Source organism: Microvenator marinus (assembly GCF_007993755.1).
GTDB lineage: Bacteria > Myxococcota_A > Bradymonadia > Bradymonadales > Bradymonadaceae > Allomicrovenator > Allomicrovenator marinus.
Genome location: NZ_CP042467.1, coordinates 3,173,177 through 3,188,551 on the forward strand (window position 1 = coordinate 3,173,177; position 15,375 = coordinate 3,188,551).

Here is a 15,375-nt window from a genome sequence, read left to right on the forward strand (position 1 = left end):
TTATCTTCGCCTGACTCGAGGGCGTGCCATACATTGCAACACAGCCCACTTCTCGACCCCACAGAATGGAACGCCTGCACTTCGAATTCTTCGAATTTAACGGACTAAAAGACGAGCGTGGAAACCAACGCGTCTTCAAAGACCTCCTCACTAATCCGTAAAGCGGGGGGAGATTTGCGCTTGCAACAACCAAACGGATCGCGCACAATTTGGACATGTGAACACAATTCGCAGGGCGACTTCACGGCTAAAAAGACATGCGGATTTATCCGCGCTTGTGCCTTTTGAATAGGACTCTTTTTTACCCGGGAAGCTTTCAGGGAGCCCGTAAAAGTCAAAAAACGTCGTACAATAAGCATTCGCGTCACTACGAAGCGTTGAACGAAGGTCCGCTACGAGCCGCTCGATCTTGAAATTGCCACCTTTATGACCGGGTTTCCCAATCAAACAAGGCCGTAGATCGATCCCCTGTGCAAAAAACTGCATCCATAAGACATCTTTGACAAAAAGCTCTTCGGTCTGGCCCTCGCAGATCACATAAACGCGTGTCATGACTCTGGCCTCCCGCCCAAAATATTTTTCTCCCAGAGCTCACCGACAGAATAATCTTCCAGCCACGATTCAAAGTCTTCTGCATGATGACGACGAAAAACAGAAGCGCCTTTCTCACGTTCCACGACAATCAAATCGTCAATCGAAAACTCATTGTAGATGCGCTCTTCCTTGAAGTAGTGCCGAACCTCACCCTTCCGGTTGCTCAGATCGGGGACTTGATCGTGCTCAAGATTCTAGCGTCCTCCACGGAAAGGCCGCAGGATCAAATCGACCTAGAAAGCCTGCTCAAAGTGGCTAAGGACGCCGATCTGGACAGGGCTCGATGGACAGCTGAGTTGATCATGCAACGCGGAACCAACCGTGAACGTGACCTCGTGGCGCTTCTCAGACAGGCGACGGGTTACTGAGCGCCCTATTGGCCGCAGTCGACCATGACTTGAGGCTCATGATCTCGAGTCCACGAGACTCTGATTCGCCAGGGTCGGCAACAGACCTCACAATCCTGAACCATCTCGCCTCGCTCGTCGGATGCGATTTCCAGCCATTTGGGCAGTGAACTTGAACTTCGTGCACGTTGATCCTCGGCCGTTTGCCGGAACAAATAGATGAGCTCTTTTTCACCTGATTGCTAACCAGAAAGCCCGTGCCCGAAGGGTTTCGTGTCATCTCATGGCCGCGAAAATGACTGATTTTGATTGGTTCGCTGAGAGAGCTGGCGGCAGACCGATGTGCTCTTGCTGGTGCGCTCTTCCTTGAAGTAGTGCCGAACCTCACCCTTCCGGTTGCTCAGATCGGGGACTTGATCGTACAGCTGAGTTGATCATGCAACACGAAACCAACCGTGAACGTGCCTCATAACCTGCCGGAGAAAAGCAATAATGCGGCACGAATCATGCCAGACAATTCATTGAACGCATTTTCGTGGCGTCACGAAAATCAACCTGTTCTCTTTTGGGCCCATTGACTCGCCCTCAAAGTCTGCGAAAACCACCGAGCAATTGTTGAAGACGGTCGAATGTTTGCGCCAAGAGATTGTCGAACTTCAACGTGCTCTGCAGGGGCCCCGTTCTGGTTGGCTTGAATGGAAGGATCTTGCGCTTTGGCTTGAGGAGCTGTCTCCTGAAGAGCGAAGACAAAATACACCTCAGGGTCGGGAGCCCATGAAGCCACCTTCCTTCTTCGCAGCCGCTTCAAAGACGGAGCGGAACTCTTCCTTCGGCGTCACCCAAACACCCAGGGATCGAAGCTCGTTTGGAGAGAGGCCATCCGTGGTCTCAAGGAAGTAGATTCTCATCGCCGCCTGGCCGCGCTTTGAAGACCATTCGTTGAAGTAATAGGTTCCAAATTTGGCGAACGTATCTGTGCCCCACATCTTCCAAACATCTTCTGGCGACGCCGCTTCCTGAAGTTTTTCGCCCAATTCACGCTGTAGAAAAGGGTCCTTCTTTAGACTCTGGAGTAGAGACTCCGTCGTGATTAGAGCATCAAACTGAGCGCGATTACCGGTACGAATATCGACCGTCCAGCCATCCTGACCGTGGCTTGGCCCCGTGCCACCCGCCGCCTGCTTCGTCCAGACTCTGGAGAAGGAAACAATCGGTCCGACCACCGACTGAGGGTGCAGTGAAAACTCCAGCCAGTGCGAAACTGTGTACTTTGAGTACTCCTCACATGAAGTCGAGTAGCCAAACCAAATGTCGCATTGGTGAGCAGGGGACCAAATTGTGCGGCCGTTTCCGGCAACCATGAACGGTGAGATATCGACGTCACCAAACGGGTTGCTCCATCGTGTGTGAGTCGCAGTGTGGGCGATTTCGAAGGTGCGCACACAATCTGTCGTCTGGAAACCACTTTCCCGAATATCATAGGAACCGCTAGATTGATGTGCGTCGATGAGAACCGCAAAGCATGCATCGCTGGGTCCAGGAACAACCTCCAGCGACATTTCCACGACCCCTGCTTCTGACTTCTTCAAAGCGTTGTAGAAGGTCTTTTCTCTGGCGTTCGCGTCCGTCGGCAGGGCGAGCTGCGGTGTAGAACTGGGGGCGGGGGTAACTTCTGGTTCTGGGAGATCTTTCGACAGAACTACAGGGTCAGGAATAGCCTCATGAGGGGTTTCCCGAGGCGATTCCACCGCGGATGTGCTGCCTTCAACTGTAACCTTGGAGTCGACCTGTTTGGGCGAATGGCATCCTTGAGAAACGAGCCCCAACACAATAACGAGGCGAGAGAATTGAAACATTACGAACCCAACGGCTAAAGGCTTTTCAGGATTTTATCGACGGTCGCTTTCGCGTCACCGAAACACATGGAGGTATCGTCGCAGTAGAGGAGTGATTTGCCAAGTGAACAAGGTTCGTGCCGCCAGCAATGAAGCAATAATCACGTGCGATGCGTCACGCTTCATTTGAACCACGCGGCAAATTCTCGATCCCGAGGCACCAATGGGGACATCTGAGGCGTACCGGGTTTCTTGGAGAGTTTTGTTAAGTCAGGCATCGTTTACAAGAATTGGTTCGACTACATCGACAGGGATGTTGTGGCCGTGAGGTCGCACGACTCCTCGGTATGAGTCCAAACACAGAACGCAAGTATCGTGAGGCGCTTAAGGTCGAGGGTTTACTCTTTGGCTGCAAGGAGCTTCCCGACCTTGAGACCCTGCGTTTAGCTGTGGAAAGTCAGGTGGAGCGTTCAAGCCCGCCTGAGCAATGGCGCCCTTTCCTGTTGAGCGCATCAATGCAGCCTGTGAGCGCGCACGTCTCTACGGAAACTATACGTACCCTGGAATCCGAAACATTTTGAGAGATGGACTTGATATGGCCCCGGCCTACGAGACCCCATTCATCCACGGTCGACTCGATAATCCCCGTTTTGCGCGCAGCGTCGACGAAATCATTGGTGAGGAGGTACACGATGAGCGCCCATGACCAACTGATTCCACTACTCAAGCGGATGCGATTAAGTGGACTTTTACAAACTGCAGACCTTCGTATCGAACAGGCCGTAGAGGACCGAACTTGCGATTGGACGCAAATTGGGCCACGTTAAAGGTCGCATTGAGTCTTGCGATTGAAGGTCTACAATGATGTTTAAAACACCAACTTTACTTGTTGTGATGCTCGTCTTGAGTGCGTGTGGGTCTGAAGTTGGGGCGCCACTCTTGAACGCTGATATGGGGCCTGTCGAAGACGTGTCCCTGGATGTGCAAAACGATCAGGGCGCAGAAACCGATCTTGAACAGTCGCCCGTGGAGGACATGGAAGGGGACATGCAGGTTGACGCTCAACCAGATGTTGTTGAAGAGGTCGATCCATTTCTGACGTTGCCTGAATGTGCGTTTCCTTTGATGGATGCCTTTACCATCGATCGGCTTGACCCTCCCGCTGCGGCATCGAACACCTATCCCATTCCAGCGCTGAGTGCGGTGGATGCGTTTGCGGATGCCGTTCGATTGACGATCGAGGGGCGCTACGACGCGGCCCTGATGGCTTCGCAAAGCGTGGGTTATGCCATTTGCCGAGGGGAAGGCGACTATGCCGACACCGTTCTCTTTGAGCCTGTTGCCCGTGGCACGGGGAATGCCGTGTTGGCAATTCGTTTGAAGAAAGACGATGCGTCGCGCCTGTTCTTTCAGTCGCCGCACATCTTGCACGACCGAAACACGCTGCCTCAATCGGTTCGATTTTTTGAGGAGCTGGAAGCTCGCGCCTTGCTCACATCTGGAACACATCGATGTGCAAGTTCAGAGCGAGGCTGTTCGGGTACCTCAGCCGTGTGCGAGCGCGCGGACGACGGGTACGCGGAAAGCGACATGGCGCATTCCGTGACGAGCTACTTTCAGGCGGCCCACGAGGCTGTCGCCGATGCGTTTACCCAGGATCTGGTTGTCAGTGTACACGGCATGGCGCGCGCCGGCGTGAGTGTTTCGAATGGCACGCGATTCAGAGTTGCTTCGGACTCTCCAGTAGCGCGCGTGGTCAAGGCTTTGGACGATGCTGGAATTGCCGAGGTCACCTCTTGCAGTCCTGGGACGGTGGCCCCGGAAGTGAACTTTTTATGTGGTAGGACCAATACACAGGGGCGCCATTTGAACGGCTCAGCAGATGCGTGTTTTCAGAATGCGACACGGGCGAGTGAGCGGTTCCTGCATTTGGAACAGGAGCGTACCCTGCGGGATAATCCGACACGCATGGTCAATGCATTGAAGACGGCACTTCAGCCGGAAATGCAACTCGTGCAATAATGGAGCAAAGCTCATGTATGGATTAGCGATTGACGAATTGATCACGCCTTTGACTCTGGTTTGCGTTGCCGTGTTTTTGCTGTGCTTGGAAGTCTTCGCCCTATCGTTCGGTGGGAAGCTTCAAAGTGGTGTCAGAAGAACAACCTTGAGTTTGTATCAATGGAAATCCTGGGCTACCCGCACGGAGAATTCCGGGATGTTTTTTATCGTCTTCCCAAATTGGTGGGGCGCATTCTGGTCGAGTATCGGCGAAAGGGTAGTTCGGACATTGAGGTTGTGTATGCGAGTTGGCATCCAGCTTTGTATCCAAGGTTGGAATTTGAGAATCCAGACAAAATTATGCAGCGCAAGGTACCATCACCAGCAGAGATTGGGTTTGAGCGCGAGGTCCGGCTGGAAACGACCCGGCGACTCAACGAGATAACATCCAAAGTCGGTTGGGCGGCACAATACGACCTTGATGGTTCCGGACGAATTGAGCAAAACGAGTGGGAGATTCTGAAGGACCGCGTGGAGGCCGAAGTCCGAGCCGAAAAAGGTGGAACCACCGCGCCTGCGGAAGAAGCTGAGACTAACTGGTAATACTCAGGCGCGATTTGTATACGATTCAAAGAGTTGCGAAAGGGGCGCCCGTAATGCTTCGTCGCAGGGGATCTTTGTGAGTTCTTCAGCCAGAGCAGTGAATAGAAGTTGCACGTGGGTTTGACCGAGTTCTTCGTCCCAGTGCAAGCGAAGATGTTCCTGCGATTGGGCTTGTGAGCCGTTTGCCAAAGGTCCCTGCCACCAGTGGATGTTCAAGAGGCTGTTCGAGTGGTGGTGGCCTGAGTTTGATGGCTTTGTTCGCAGTGATCTTTATGGTTCGACGTCGTCGTGTTTGAGTCGGTCCAACCCCAAAATCCTTCGAAGTCAACGGCGTAAAAAGCGAGTGATGAATCCGAGCAGCAACAAGGAGAACCACGCCTCACCACCTGCGACGTGACGACACCCGCCGCCATCTGCAGTTTCATCACTGTCTTCACCGGATGGCCCCCCTACCTCACATTCAACTGCCTCCTCCTCAACATTGCCAAGAGCAACTGTTGCAGTTCCGGTGAGCTCACCCAGAGTCCAATCCAAAATTCGATCTTCAGTACCCTCCGTTTGGTCTTTGCGTTCGAAGGTTACGAGCTGTTCTTGACCAGGCATAATCGTGAAAACTTCGCAGTCATCGCAGCCTGGAGTTCTCAACTCAAAGATTTCTTCGCACGAATTCATCAAGGTGGTGGCAAATACACAGGTTTCATCGAGAGCCTGTGAATCATACTCCGAAGGGGCGTGAAGACATGATGGTACTTCTGAAAAGTTGGGATTTGTGGAGCACGAACGGTAGTACTCTCCGGTGCCAAAACAATCCCACCTTTGCGATTCGGCCCAGGATGCGTCAGGTGCGAGCGCCAAAACAAAAACCATCCACGTTAGCTTTTTCATCAAATAACCTCGCCAGCCAGTTTGAACACATTCGTATTCATGTCAGAAAATAAATCAAAAAAGACACAATATCGTTCACAGACAGAGTATTACAGCGGTGAGATTTGGTTTCAACTTACACATCCTTACTCTTGGAAGTTTGGGGCGTTAAGGGTAGATGTGCTCCAACCTTTGTGAAAGTGGATAGTGACTACATCGCATCGCACCCGCAGACTCCTGGAAATGTCATAGCTCGGGGTAGGTGATCACGTGGAGTTCGGCCAAGGTGATCGCGCTCAGTTCGCCCAAAGTGATCGTGCTCAGTTCGAGCAAAGTGATCACGAGATAGGTCTTGGTGTCGATAACCCGAAGCACCTGTTGTTCAATCCGGAGCACTAGCCCGGAGTGTCACCACGCCAATACCATCACACTCACTGGGGACTCTCATTCACCCATCCTAGTAAAGAGGTCTTGAAATCGATGAAGGCCTGGTACCGCGCCATAACGTCCCTGCAGATATCCACGTTCGAGGTTCTCGTCGTTCCTGGGTTTGAAATCCGTGAGCGGATACAGGTGTGTGACACCATGGGTACCCTTTTCGGTAAACCATATTTGGTCGCGTCGAAGTTGGCGCTCTCCGTCGCTGGGCGAAAGCAGATTTGTATCGTGTGTGGTGAAGATCAGCTGCGCATTTCTGGGATTCGATTCCGGATCGTTGAAGAGCCGGATGAGTTCAGAAGAAAGTGCTGGATGAAGCCTCGCCTCGAGCTCGTCGACGAGTAGTACACTTCCCTCCTTGAGAGCGCGAAAAACAAAAGGCGCAAGGCACAAGAGACGCCGTGTACCCTCGGATTCGTGTTGAGCTTCAAGCCAGGAGTTCTTGTGTTCACCATGCTGAAAATAGATCTTCCGGATATCGGCCCATTTTAACCCCTAGGGACGCAATCTTGTTCGCGAGCTGACGGTTGGTTCCAGATCCCGTGCACGCCCCGCCGTAGCTGTTGATGGCTTCAGGGGTCGTGAGAGTCTCCAAGATCATGCAAACATCAACTGCCTCGCCTTCAATCGTTGTACGCGCTTGCGATTCTGCCCCGTAAGGCTGTCCACAAGTTCCCGCTGCACTAAAGAGAGGCAAACAATAGTTTCCGTGCAAACTGCCACCATGCATTAGTGGAATACATGCGTTGCCATCAGCGCATTGGTCCGCGAATTCACAGGCTGTTAGTGCGAGCGCGGAGCCGATGTCTACGTTTGTGCAGGTGAAGTTGGAGGGGTCACAGACCTTGCCGCCGCAATCGGCTGCTTGTGTGTCCGGCGAGCAGGCGCGGCAGGTTCCGGCTACACAAATCGGGAGGTCTTGGATGTGGCCACAATCGTTGTTGGAGCTGCATGGCTGACATTCATTGTTGGCTCCACACGACGAGGCGTTCGGCTCGGTGCACTGGGCTTCGTCGCGACATTCCTTACATGTGTTGAGGTCGGAAGTTGCGCCCAAAATGCAGAGGCTGTTTGCGCAGTCGTTGTCTCCAAGACAGGGGACGCAGGTGTTGGATTGGGTGTCGCAGACGCCGCTATTGCAATCCCCGGTGCCGAGGCATTGCACACACGTATCCGTGAGTTCGTTGCAGACACAAGTCTCGCCTTCGCACGCAGAACCCGGCCTGGCTAGCTCGAATTCTTGAAAGCTAAATGGGAAAAGTTCCACGCTCAGGTGCCGCCCGGTCAGGGTGCTTGCGGACCAGGTCCGCCAATCTTTTGGTCGAATTCAGTGACCATCAAGTTGAGTGTCTCCCAGGTCAGCATGTTGGCGAGGCGAGGATCTTCAAGATTGAGGAAGGCACATTGTACCGGGTCGAGCTCGTACTTTTGAACAAGTTGGGTCATCAGGGTGGACTTTCCACACCGTCTCACTCCTTGGATCACAAGTGCTACTCCCGGCCTCAACTCCTTAGGCATCTCCAGGTTTCGCGGTGTTGATGGTGGAATCTGCCGTTCCCGAAAGCTCCACGTACCCAAAATATCCAGCAGCTGGCTCATGGTGTCGAGATTATTCGACGCCCAGCAGACTGTAGAGTTTATTCGACACGAAGTCCTTAAAGGGCCTGGTGATTCGTGGAGGCGTTTTAGTGCCACGCGAATAGCTGCGAAAGCAATGAGCATTCATTGCTTGAAAAATATCCTTCTAGAACTATACTTAGAAGCCTTGAATAGGCTAGGTGACCTAATGGATCTGTATCAGAAAATCAAGCGTTCGATAAAACTTCGCAAGGGGAGAGTCTTCATACGTAAGGATTTCTCGGATTTTAAGGCAAGTGATGCACAACTCTCGAGGGTGTTGGCGCGTTTAGTTTCCGAAGGCATCCTGGTAAAGATCGGTCAAGGTGTCTACGCTAAGGCTAAGCCGAGTGTTAGGACGGGGAAGGCGATTCCCATCGCCACAGTCGACGAACTACTTCCGGAGGTCTTGGACAAACTTGGTATCGAGTACACCCTGGGTTCAGCCGCCCAGGAGTACGCAGACGGCGTATCAACTCAGATACCGATGGCCTTGAGAATTCGGACTTCGTCCAGAAACCGACGCAAGCTTGGGTTTGGAAATAGATTCGTAGTTTATGAAGACGATTGACCCAGACCAAAAAGAACAAATCGAGGCGATGGTTGCGGAAGAAGGCGTTGCACCAGCAGTGCTCGAAAAAGACATCCATGTAACCGACCTCTTGACCGCTCTTTTTCAACAACCACGGCCATCTGGCCTTAGAATCGCCTTTGGCGGAGGCACGGCCCTCTCGAAGTGTTTCCAACTGATTCAACGCATGTCCGAAGATGTTGATCTGAAGTTTGAATCAACATCGTCCGCGTCCGGTCTCGCGTCGAAGGCCGAGTGTCGGGAGCTTACCCAATTTGCAAGCGAGAAAACGGCAGAGTTGGAATTTGTGACTACAGACACAAAGAAATACAACTCTGGTCGAACACAAGTCTTCCACTTGAAGTACGAGTCACAATTTCCCGCCGTGGCATCCCTGCGTCCAGAAGTGAAACTCGAGTTCTTTAACTCTCCAATTTTGTTGCCAACCGCCGAAAGAGACTTTCGTTACATGATAGACATTGAGGGCACCCGCGGTCGTGCAACTTGCCTAAACCCAGAGCAAACGTTGATTGAAAAGGCAATTTCCCTTGTTCGCCGATACGAGCAAGCGGAGGAGAAAGAAGACTCGTTTGATTTCCGCCTGCTCAGACATGTCTATGATATTCATGCGATCCAAAGCTTCCTCGCGGAGCCATTGAACGGCGAACTCGTGCGCACGCTCATTGACACCGATAGGACCACTAGAAAATGGGTCGTGACCTCGAATTCGTTTATCGAAACCGTCAAGAGGATCGGATCTGATACCACACTGCCGGATCAGTACGAGCAGCTGGTAGAGGACCTGATGGTTGGTGAAATCATTAGCTTCGATCGCGCGTTCGAGACTTTTTTTAAGATTGCGAGCGAAATCGAAAGCGCTTTTGAAAAGTGCACGCCATTGCCCAGTTGACACGTTATAGACTCCGACCCCAAAGCTTTGCGCCGCATAGGTAAAGAGGACGCCTGTTGCGGTCCAAGTCTCGGAAATGGGATCGAAGAGTTGCGCCCTTGCGCCCTCAAAAACCAGTGTCCGCCTGTCGTTCAGAAGCACACACGATGGCCGAGCCCATGCAATACCTGGTGTATTCAGGGGCACGGACCACAAGCCGGTGCTTGGGTCAAAGATTTGCTCCGAGTCGCTATTGTGCTCGGTCGACCATGACTTGAGGTTCGTGATCTCTGCTCCACGAGACTCTGACTCGCCATGGCCGGCAACACACCTCGCAATCTTGAACCATCTCGCCACGCTCATCGGACTCGATTTCCAGCCATTGAATCTCATAGCAGTATGGGCATTGAACTTGGACTTCGTGCATGGTGATCCTCGGCGCGGGTGTCAGTTTTTAGGATGAGTTTGGGGCGATTGTAGGTTCGAAGAATGCTTGCGAAAAACCCGATTGGCTGGTGTACTGAGGTGATGAAGCAACTGACTCCAGGTGAAAAACTGCTAGCCGCCCTCGAATTACAGGAGCTGGGCCTGCAGATGAAAAAGACGCAGATCAGACGAAACAATCCGGATGCGACGGCTGAAGAAATTCACCAGCTTTTTCGAAACTGGTTGCTCGCCAGAAAGCCAATTCCTGATGGTTTTCGTATTGTTTCATGGCCGCGCAAATGTAATTCAGTCACTAAGAGCTCTTACGACGTATCTCTCGCAAATGACGAAGAAGCCGAACATCTTATCTACCAATTGGGTTTACGCGGGTACCAAACCCTCTCAGTGATGGAGCAATCGAAGCTCGGACGCCTCGCGACCGCACGTCTAGAGTTGAGTAGTCATGCTGTGACCGACATACTCTTCGCCTCTTCCGGTGTGGAGGCCGAGATTGTTGCGGGGGCACTTCTTCTTGAGGTGATTCCGGACCTAACAATGCCCGTTGCTCAAATCGGAGACCTGATCACGCTCAAGGTTCTTTCGTCTTCCGTCAATCGACCACACGACGAACTCGACCTAAGAAACCTACTCCTCGTGGCGAGTGACGATGATCTGGCCAGGGCAAGGTGGCTTACAGAGCTCATTATGCAACGTGGAACGCATCGTGAGCGTGACGTTTTGGAGCTTCTGCAAGAGTCCAGAGCCGCGGTCATAGGCTGATAGTCTGGGCGCAGCCGTGGGCTCTCTTGACGTAGTCTTTCGCCAGTTCCAGACAATCAACCTCTAAACTTTCGTGTTGGCTGAGCTGCATTGAAATCTCGCACACTCCCTCGGGGTGACGCACATGAAGCTCCACGATTCCAATGGCCTCGCCGTCCAACTCAATCCCGAGAACTTCGCGGAACGACTCGGAAACCGATCTGCTCAAAGGTCATCGGCCTGAAGGCCAGGTGGCCGGGTATCGCGGCGTCTGGCATTGGAGATACAGGCCCCTGTCCTAGATCTGGTGCGTCCAACCAGTATTCTCCGCGGCGCTCACATTCGAGCCTTCGAAGGTCATTATGAGGATACGTAATCTTCTCGCCGTCAAAGTCTTGTGCCTCGCCCCAATCAGTCTTCGTGGCTTTTGGTGTAAGGTTATAACTCACGATAATCTCAAGCTTGAGCCCGAGGTCTTAGTTTCCGGCACCTAGTCCGAGGAAGAAATGTTCGTTGACGGGGTCTACTGTAAGATGGGCGTAGAAGAATCCGATATTTCCCCGCAATTGAAGGGGGACGCCGACCACGGTCTCACTGATGCCAAAGGCCTCTTCTCCAAATTGTCCATCAAAAGACGCCTTGCCCACGTTGAGACCAAGGGAGAAGAGAAAGTGGTCCGTATCTTCGTTCATGCTGCCTATTCCAACCATCAAACGGCCACCGAAGTACGTGGCCGAGGTCGAGATGTTTGAGCCATCGAACGATGACTCGCTGGAAAGCCTTGAGACATGAAACTCCGTGGTGATCGCCAGAGTTTCGCCCATCAGGGACAATCCAAGCGTTCCACCAATTGCCTTGCCCAAGAGATGAGGTCCTATGTAAAACTGAGTTGCAGCTGAGCCGTCTCCTGATTGTTCCGAACCCTCGTTTTCGATGTTTTCGGTGCCGCTGCAAACTGAGTTTACGCACTCCCCCTCCCCGCAGTCAGAGTCATCCAGACACATAACCTGTCGTACGGATGTATTGCGTTGAACCTTTGACGCCTGCACCACTGGCGTGGCTAGGTCTTGCATGGTCATGCCGCAAGACTGCTGCACAACGGCCGCAATCAGTTTCAGGTTGTCATCCCAATTCCCGGCTTCAATTGTGAGATTCAAGACGCCGGTCGAGGTTGTCAGGTTGACGTCCGAGACCTCTCGCCCTGGATTGACTGTGAGAATCCATTTCAATTCGGGATTAGCTTCTAAGAGGGTTTGGGAGTTTGGAAGCAGAGGTTCTACTTCTTGAATGGTGGCTTCGTCGACACTCGGTAGGTCTCGGGAATTGAAGAAACTCTTTAAGCCCTTTGTATGTCTTTCTGCAGAGTAAATTGCCTTGTTTTCTTCTGCATCCTGTGTGGCCTCAGAATACGTATTAATCACTGCTCCGACGCACTCAATATCTCCTGCGAATACGCGTGCTGGCAACAACAAGCCAAGCATCAAAACATAACTCTTTTGAAACATTTTCGGGACCCAATTGTAGTTAATAATTAGTCTTCTCGCGGCAACTTACAATGTTGTAATTCGGTGTCAATCCCGAAGCACAAGAATCTAATTTGCCGGCACGTAGCGTGCCCTAGCGCACGGGCAAAAGGTTCGAAGGCGCGGATAAGGTATGGTTGTTATTCGCGATGCGCGACCCAACCCACGCGAACGCAGAGCTCGCGCCTACAATTGGATAATTCCGCTGCGTCCTGCAGCGATAATCAAGGTGTCCCCAACTCGGATCATTTGGCGTTGCCATGCGGACACATTAGCCGGCATCAGTGTTGGGGATGAGGCGTTTTCCACATCGACCGCAACAATGCCCCTCGACGCGTAGACGATGTGCCGGTCGGTCCAACCCACCACGCTCGTGAGGTAGTCGCTGATCGGGGTGCTGGAGGCGACCTCAAGACCCGGTAGTGCTATCACGTCCAGGGTAAGTGATTCTCCCCATCTCTCCGTGTGTGAGACGAGAACATGGCCTCCAACCAGGCGAACATCGTGGGCATCTCTTAGCTCCACATCGTGGCTCGCCTCGAGCACCGCCACATCATCCTCGAGGCGCAGTCGATTGATTCGGGCGTCCACACCACCATCAGACGCGTACTGGCCATCGGCGGTGATAACCATATTGCCATCCACATGAAGTACCTGTCCTGGCACCTGAACGGCGTCAGAGACCAGAGGGGCGCCGGGCATGGAATAGTCGACGGTCTTCAAGAAGTGCCTTCTGTACTCGCGTTGGTCGCCGGGAACCTGAAACGGCTCCCACGTGGTCACGTGCAGTTTGGCGCCGTCTGCAACGATGGAGTGAACACGATCAGGAGCAAAGTCGACGCTTTGAGCAAAAGCAGGCTGTGAAAGGTCGCTGAGGTCCAGCGCGTGCAGCTTCACTGTGGCCCAACTCTGGAACGGGGTTTGCCCGGAATGAGGGATTTGGGTGATGTCGCGTTGCAAAAACACCAGGGACTGATTGACAGCGAAGATGGACTGCTGCGGTCCGCTCCGATACTGGTCAGAACCGATCTCTAGACTGTGACTTCTCTTAAGGTCCGAGGTGAAAATGCTTGGGGCCGGTGCAGGCGCAATTGGATTGGACATGTCCCAGATGTCGATCGTGGTGTTCACATCTTCCCAAGTTGCGCCCCACTCGCTGATAGTCGACACCAATACGGTGCCTACCTTATGAAGACTCGCCTGAGTCGGAATATCGATGGTCGCAAGTGCGTCCCCGTAGATATCGTCCGAAGGCACAATCTCGAGACGGTCCGTTGAGCTGCCGATGGGGGCGGCTCCACTGTTGTAGTTGAAGTCCTTGTGGCGACGCACGATATGGCCGTTGAATTCGAGGACATTTGTGATGGTGGGCGCAAGTTCAAGCACCGACTTCTCCACCGGCGCTTCCAAATCGGCGAGCCCATGGAGGCTGACCGCTCCACCGTTCAAAATGGCTAGATCGTCTTCCAGCTCAATCACGTTGAGCTCAACGTCCCCATAGGTCTCAATCGCTCCACGAACGGTCACTGTAGAACTTGAGAACGTAAAGAGTTGAAGCGCCCCAGAATACGGCACCACGAGCAACCCCGTTTCTTCGGTGACCTGGTCATCGGCGAGCACGGAGACAGAGTTTTCAAGGACGTGAATTTGAGTGATTTGTAGGCCTAGTTCGTCTGGATTTTGGACTTCAAAGAGGTTGCTCGCCACCAAGGAGGGGTTCGTCAGGTCTTCGACATCGTAAAGCTCCACCGAGATTTTCGCGGGTCCGGAACCTGGGTTTTCCGGCTCGACGATGAGCAATCGCCGTCCATTGTCGACCTCACGGGTTTTTTCGCTCCACCAATCGATCTCGATTGTGGCCACGGTTCCGATTTGACCCAGAGCATCGATTGGTAAGAACGTATCACCATAAACGGCCCCACCCGAAACAAAGATCGGCGACGATGACCCTGGGAGAATTCGATCCGCCACCATTCGGATATCTGTCAGGTCTGAGATATCGAAGGTTCGCAAGATATGTGTGATTGCATAGGATCCTGTGTGCGAGGGGTCAAATCCAACGCGCAAGATGTGGCCACGCAAGTCGACCTTTTTCACGGGCCCACCGAGCTCGATTGTTCCCCAGCCGCCTTCGGCATCAAGAACATGAACCTGCGCCCCTTCCTGAGGAGTAAGGTTGTTCTCACCCGTTGTGGGAGAGGGTGAAGTGACGCGAGTGACGAGCACCATGTGTTCATCGTTCGAGAATTCGAGAGTTGTACTAGATTCAAACTCCCGCGGCGTGCCCAGCATCGGGACACCGGTATCGGAAATGGTCACCGGAATGAGTTCTCGCGACTCGGAAACTGACATTAGGAGTTCAATTCTTGAGCCAAGGATTACACTCTTTGAATAGCCCCCCTGAACCTCCAGGCGCCCCGTGATTTCGGGGTTGGTCATGTCGGCCACGTCGATCACGACGAGCTCAGTCCTGCCCCAGCCTTGATAGACGAGCCCTACCCAACGCCCCAAATCGTGAAGGGCGAGCGGCCTTCCTATTATATCCAGGGACGCGACGACCTCGGGGTTGCCCGAGTCAGAGAGGTCGAGCACACGCACGCCGTGCTCGGGCACTGGCGTCAGGACAAGCGTTCGTCCGGACTCGACCCGCAACGCGTGGAGAACTTCGACGTGTTCGCTGTCGATCTCGAGACGATCCGCACTATCTGGAAACGCGGGGAGCTCCGCCGAGGCGAATTCGGTTTTTCCGATATCGTTAGATTCCGGGCCTTCAATGCCTTCGTTGGAACACGACACCAAAAACATCGCGGCAAACGACGCGAGTAGGATGATTGATTTAGAGCGCATTGATACCCCTAGGTTGGTCCACCAGGGTTGCAGCCTAGGCAATTGTCAAAGGCGAATCAAA

19 protein-coding genes and 1 pseudogene are annotated in these 15,375 nt (G+C 53.0%); 7 read left to right on the forward strand and 13 right to left on the reverse strand.

Annotated elements, in window-relative coordinates:
* Positions 1-150: 150 nt before the first annotated feature.
* Both FRD01_RS12995 and FRD01_RS24895 read right to left on the reverse strand, forming a co-directional pair.
* Complete coding sequence (locus FRD01_RS12995) at positions 151-552, reverse strand: DUF4276 family protein (RefSeq protein ID WP_146960282.1); 402 nt, start codon at positions 550-552, stop codon at positions 151-153.
* Positions 549-713, reverse strand: a pseudogene (locus FRD01_RS24895) (AAA family ATPase); the annotation flags it as partial. The gene FRD01_RS12995 and the pseudogene FRD01_RS24895, both read right to left, overlap by 4 nt.
* On the opposite strand from FRD01_RS24895, the gene FRD01_RS13005 reads away from it, so the two are divergent.
* Positions 636-962, forward strand: a complete 327-nt coding sequence (locus tag FRD01_RS13005; RefSeq protein WP_146960284.1) for a hypothetical protein — start codon at positions 636-638, stop codon at positions 960-962. The pseudogene FRD01_RS24895 and the gene FRD01_RS13005 sit on opposite strands and share 78 nt — an antisense overlap.
* A 5-nt stretch (positions 963-967) precedes the next feature.
* On the opposite strand, the gene FRD01_RS24995 is transcribed toward FRD01_RS13005, so the two are convergent.
* Together FRD01_RS24995 and FRD01_RS13015 are read right to left on the reverse strand one after the other, a co-directional pair.
* Positions 968-1,156 (reverse strand): zinc ribbon domain-containing protein, encoded by a 189-nt coding sequence (locus FRD01_RS24995; protein ID WP_146960286.1) that lies wholly within the window; start codon positions 1,154-1,156, stop codon positions 968-970.
* 543 nt (positions 1,157-1,699) lie between these two features.
* Entirely contained in the window at positions 1,700-2,797 is a 1,098-nt protein-coding gene (locus tag FRD01_RS13015) for a hypothetical protein (protein WP_146960288.1), read from the reverse strand.
* A gap of 466 nt (positions 2,798-3,263) precedes the next feature.
* Here FRD01_RS13015 and FRD01_RS13020 point away from each other — a divergent pair, with 466 nt between their 5' ends.
* The 3 genes from FRD01_RS13020 (at position 3,264) to FRD01_RS13030 (ending at position 5,380) form a co-directional block, all read left to right on the forward strand.
* On the forward strand, positions 3,264-3,482 hold the full coding sequence (locus FRD01_RS13020) for a hypothetical protein (RefSeq protein ID WP_146960290.1): 219 nt from the start codon (positions 3,264-3,266) through the stop codon (positions 3,480-3,482).
* A 155-nt stretch (positions 3,483-3,637) separates the two neighbouring features.
* Positions 3,638-4,798 carry a hypothetical protein gene (locus tag FRD01_RS13025; RefSeq protein ID WP_146960291.1) on the forward strand — a complete coding sequence of 387 codons (1,161 nt, stop codon included), beginning with the start codon at positions 3,638-3,640 and terminating at the stop codon, positions 4,796-4,798.
* 339 nt (positions 4,799-5,137) lie between these two features.
* Positions 5,138-5,380: a hypothetical protein gene (locus FRD01_RS13030; RefSeq protein WP_146960293.1), complete on the forward strand. Its 243-nt coding sequence runs from the start codon at positions 5,138-5,140 to the stop codon at positions 5,378-5,380.
* Between the two features lie 324 nt (positions 5,381-5,704).
* On the opposite strand, the gene FRD01_RS13035 is transcribed toward FRD01_RS13030, so the two are convergent.
* The 5 genes from FRD01_RS13035 to FRD01_RS13050 all read right to left on the reverse strand — a co-directional run bounded on the left by FRD01_RS13035 (position 5,705) and on the right by FRD01_RS13050 (position 8,281).
* A complete protein-coding gene (locus FRD01_RS13035) occupies positions 5,705-6,265 on the reverse strand; it encodes a hypothetical protein (RefSeq protein ID WP_146960295.1) in 561 nt (186 codons plus the stop codon).
* 225 nt (positions 6,266-6,490) lie between these two features.
* Positions 6,491-6,640: a hypothetical protein gene (locus FRD01_RS24370; protein ID WP_249755598.1), complete on the reverse strand. Its 150-nt coding sequence runs from the start codon at positions 6,638-6,640 to the stop codon at positions 6,491-6,493.
* A gap of 48 nt (positions 6,641-6,688) precedes the next feature.
* The gene (locus FRD01_RS24900) at positions 6,689-7,159 is read right to left on the reverse strand and encodes an AAA family ATPase (RefSeq protein WP_146963955.1); all 471 of its coding nucleotides are present in this window, start codon (positions 7,157-7,159) and stop codon (positions 6,689-6,691) included.
* Positions 7,131-7,949, reverse strand: a complete 819-nt coding sequence (locus FRD01_RS13045) for a hypothetical protein (protein ID WP_146960297.1) — start codon at positions 7,947-7,949, stop codon at positions 7,131-7,133. The genes FRD01_RS24900 and FRD01_RS13045 overlap by 29 nt, the downstream gene beginning before the upstream one ends.
* A 17-nt stretch (positions 7,950-7,966) precedes the next feature.
* On the reverse strand, positions 7,967-8,281 hold the full coding sequence (locus FRD01_RS13050; RefSeq protein ID WP_146960299.1) for an AAA family ATPase: 315 nt from the start codon (positions 8,279-8,281) through the stop codon (positions 7,967-7,969).
* A gap of 187 nt (positions 8,282-8,468) precedes the next feature.
* Here FRD01_RS13050 and FRD01_RS13055 point away from each other — a divergent pair, with 187 nt between their 5' ends.
* Positions 8,469-8,870, forward strand: a complete 402-nt coding sequence (locus tag FRD01_RS13055) for a DUF6088 family protein (RefSeq protein WP_146960301.1) — start codon at positions 8,469-8,471, stop codon at positions 8,868-8,870.
* Positions 8,857-9,780, forward strand: a complete 924-nt coding sequence (locus tag FRD01_RS13060) for a nucleotidyl transferase AbiEii/AbiGii toxin family protein (protein ID WP_146960303.1) — start codon at positions 8,857-8,859, stop codon at positions 9,778-9,780. The genes FRD01_RS13055 and FRD01_RS13060 overlap by 14 nt, the downstream gene beginning before the upstream one ends.
* A 229-nt stretch (positions 9,781-10,009) precedes the next feature.
* Here FRD01_RS13060 and FRD01_RS13065 read toward each other — a convergent pair whose 3' ends face one another.
* Complete coding sequence (locus tag FRD01_RS13065; RefSeq protein WP_146960305.1) at positions 10,010-10,186, reverse strand: zinc ribbon domain-containing protein; 177 nt, start codon at positions 10,184-10,186, stop codon at positions 10,010-10,012.
* A gap of 101 nt (positions 10,187-10,287) precedes the next feature.
* Between FRD01_RS13065 and FRD01_RS13070 the strand changes: the two genes are divergently transcribed.
* Positions 10,288-10,965 carry a hypothetical protein gene (locus FRD01_RS13070; RefSeq protein WP_249756217.1) on the forward strand — a complete coding sequence of 226 codons (678 nt, stop codon included), beginning with the start codon at positions 10,288-10,290 and terminating at the stop codon, positions 10,963-10,965.
* Between the two features lie 161 nt (positions 10,966-11,126).
* On the opposite strand, the gene FRD01_RS13075 is transcribed toward FRD01_RS13070, so the two are convergent.
* The 3 genes from FRD01_RS13075 to FRD01_RS13085 form a co-directional block, all read right to left on the reverse strand.
* Positions 11,127-11,393 carry a hypothetical protein gene (locus FRD01_RS13075; protein ID WP_146960309.1) on the reverse strand — a complete coding sequence of 89 codons (267 nt, stop codon included), beginning with the start codon at positions 11,391-11,393 and terminating at the stop codon, positions 11,127-11,129.
* A gap of 27 nt (positions 11,394-11,420) precedes the next feature.
* Complete coding sequence (locus FRD01_RS13080) at positions 11,421-12,449, reverse strand: hypothetical protein (protein WP_146960311.1); 1,029 nt, start codon at positions 12,447-12,449, stop codon at positions 11,421-11,423.
* Positions 12,450-12,653: 204 nt separating this feature from the next.
* Complete coding sequence (locus FRD01_RS13085; RefSeq protein ID WP_146960313.1) at positions 12,654-15,314, reverse strand: hypothetical protein; 2,661 nt, start codon at positions 15,312-15,314, stop codon at positions 12,654-12,656.
* Positions 15,315-15,375 lie beyond the last annotated feature (61 nt).

What these genes read in the sequence shown, in the direction of transcription:
- FRD01_RS12995 (WP_146960282.1), bottom strand. Translation starts at nt 552, where the DNA reads ATGACACGCGTTTATGTGATCTGCGAGGGCCAGACCGAAGAGCTTTTT.
- FRD01_RS13005 (WP_146960284.1), top strand. Translation starts at nt 636, where the DNA reads ATGATGACGACGAAAAACAGAAGCGCCTTTCTCACGTTCCACGACAAT.
- FRD01_RS13015 (WP_146960288.1), bottom strand. Translation starts at nt 2,797, where the DNA reads ATGTTTCAATTCTCTCGCCTCGTTATTGTGTTGGGGCTCGTTTCTCAA.
- FRD01_RS13020 (WP_146960290.1), top strand. Translation starts at nt 3,264, where the DNA reads ATGGCGCCCTTTCCTGTTGAGCGCATCAATGCAGCCTGTGAGCGCGCA.
- FRD01_RS13025 (WP_146960291.1), top strand. Translation starts at nt 3,638, where the DNA reads ATGATGTTTAAAACACCAACTTTACTTGTTGTGATGCTCGTCTTGAGT.
- FRD01_RS13030 (WP_146960293.1), top strand. Translation starts at nt 5,138, where the DNA reads ATGCAGCGCAAGGTACCATCACCAGCAGAGATTGGGTTTGAGCGCGAG.
- FRD01_RS13035 (WP_146960295.1), bottom strand. Translation starts at nt 6,265, where the DNA reads ATGAAAAAGCTAACGTGGATGGTTTTTGTTTTGGCGCTCGCACCTGAC.
- FRD01_RS13050 (WP_146960299.1), bottom strand. Translation starts at nt 8,281, where the DNA reads ATGAGCCAGCTGCTGGATATTTTGGGTACGTGGAGCTTTCGGGAACGG.
- FRD01_RS13055 (WP_146960301.1), top strand. Translation starts at nt 8,469, where the DNA reads ATGGATCTGTATCAGAAAATCAAGCGTTCGATAAAACTTCGCAAGGGG.
- FRD01_RS13060 (WP_146960303.1), top strand. Translation starts at nt 8,857, where the DNA reads ATGAAGACGATTGACCCAGACCAAAAAGAACAAATCGAGGCGATGGTT.
- FRD01_RS13065 (WP_146960305.1), bottom strand. Translation starts at nt 10,186, where the DNA reads ATGCACGAAGTCCAAGTTCAATGCCCATACTGCTATGAGATTCAATGG.
- FRD01_RS13070 (WP_249756217.1), top strand. Translation starts at nt 10,288, where the DNA reads ATGAAGCAACTGACTCCAGGTGAAAAACTGCTAGCCGCCCTCGAATTA.
- FRD01_RS13080 (WP_146960311.1), bottom strand. Translation starts at nt 12,449, where the DNA reads ATGTTTCAAAAGAGTTATGTTTTGATGCTTGGCTTGTTGTTGCCAGCA.
- FRD01_RS13085 (WP_146960313.1), bottom strand. Translation starts at nt 15,314, where the DNA reads ATGCGCTCTAAATCAATCATCCTACTCGCGTCGTTTGCCGCGATGTTT.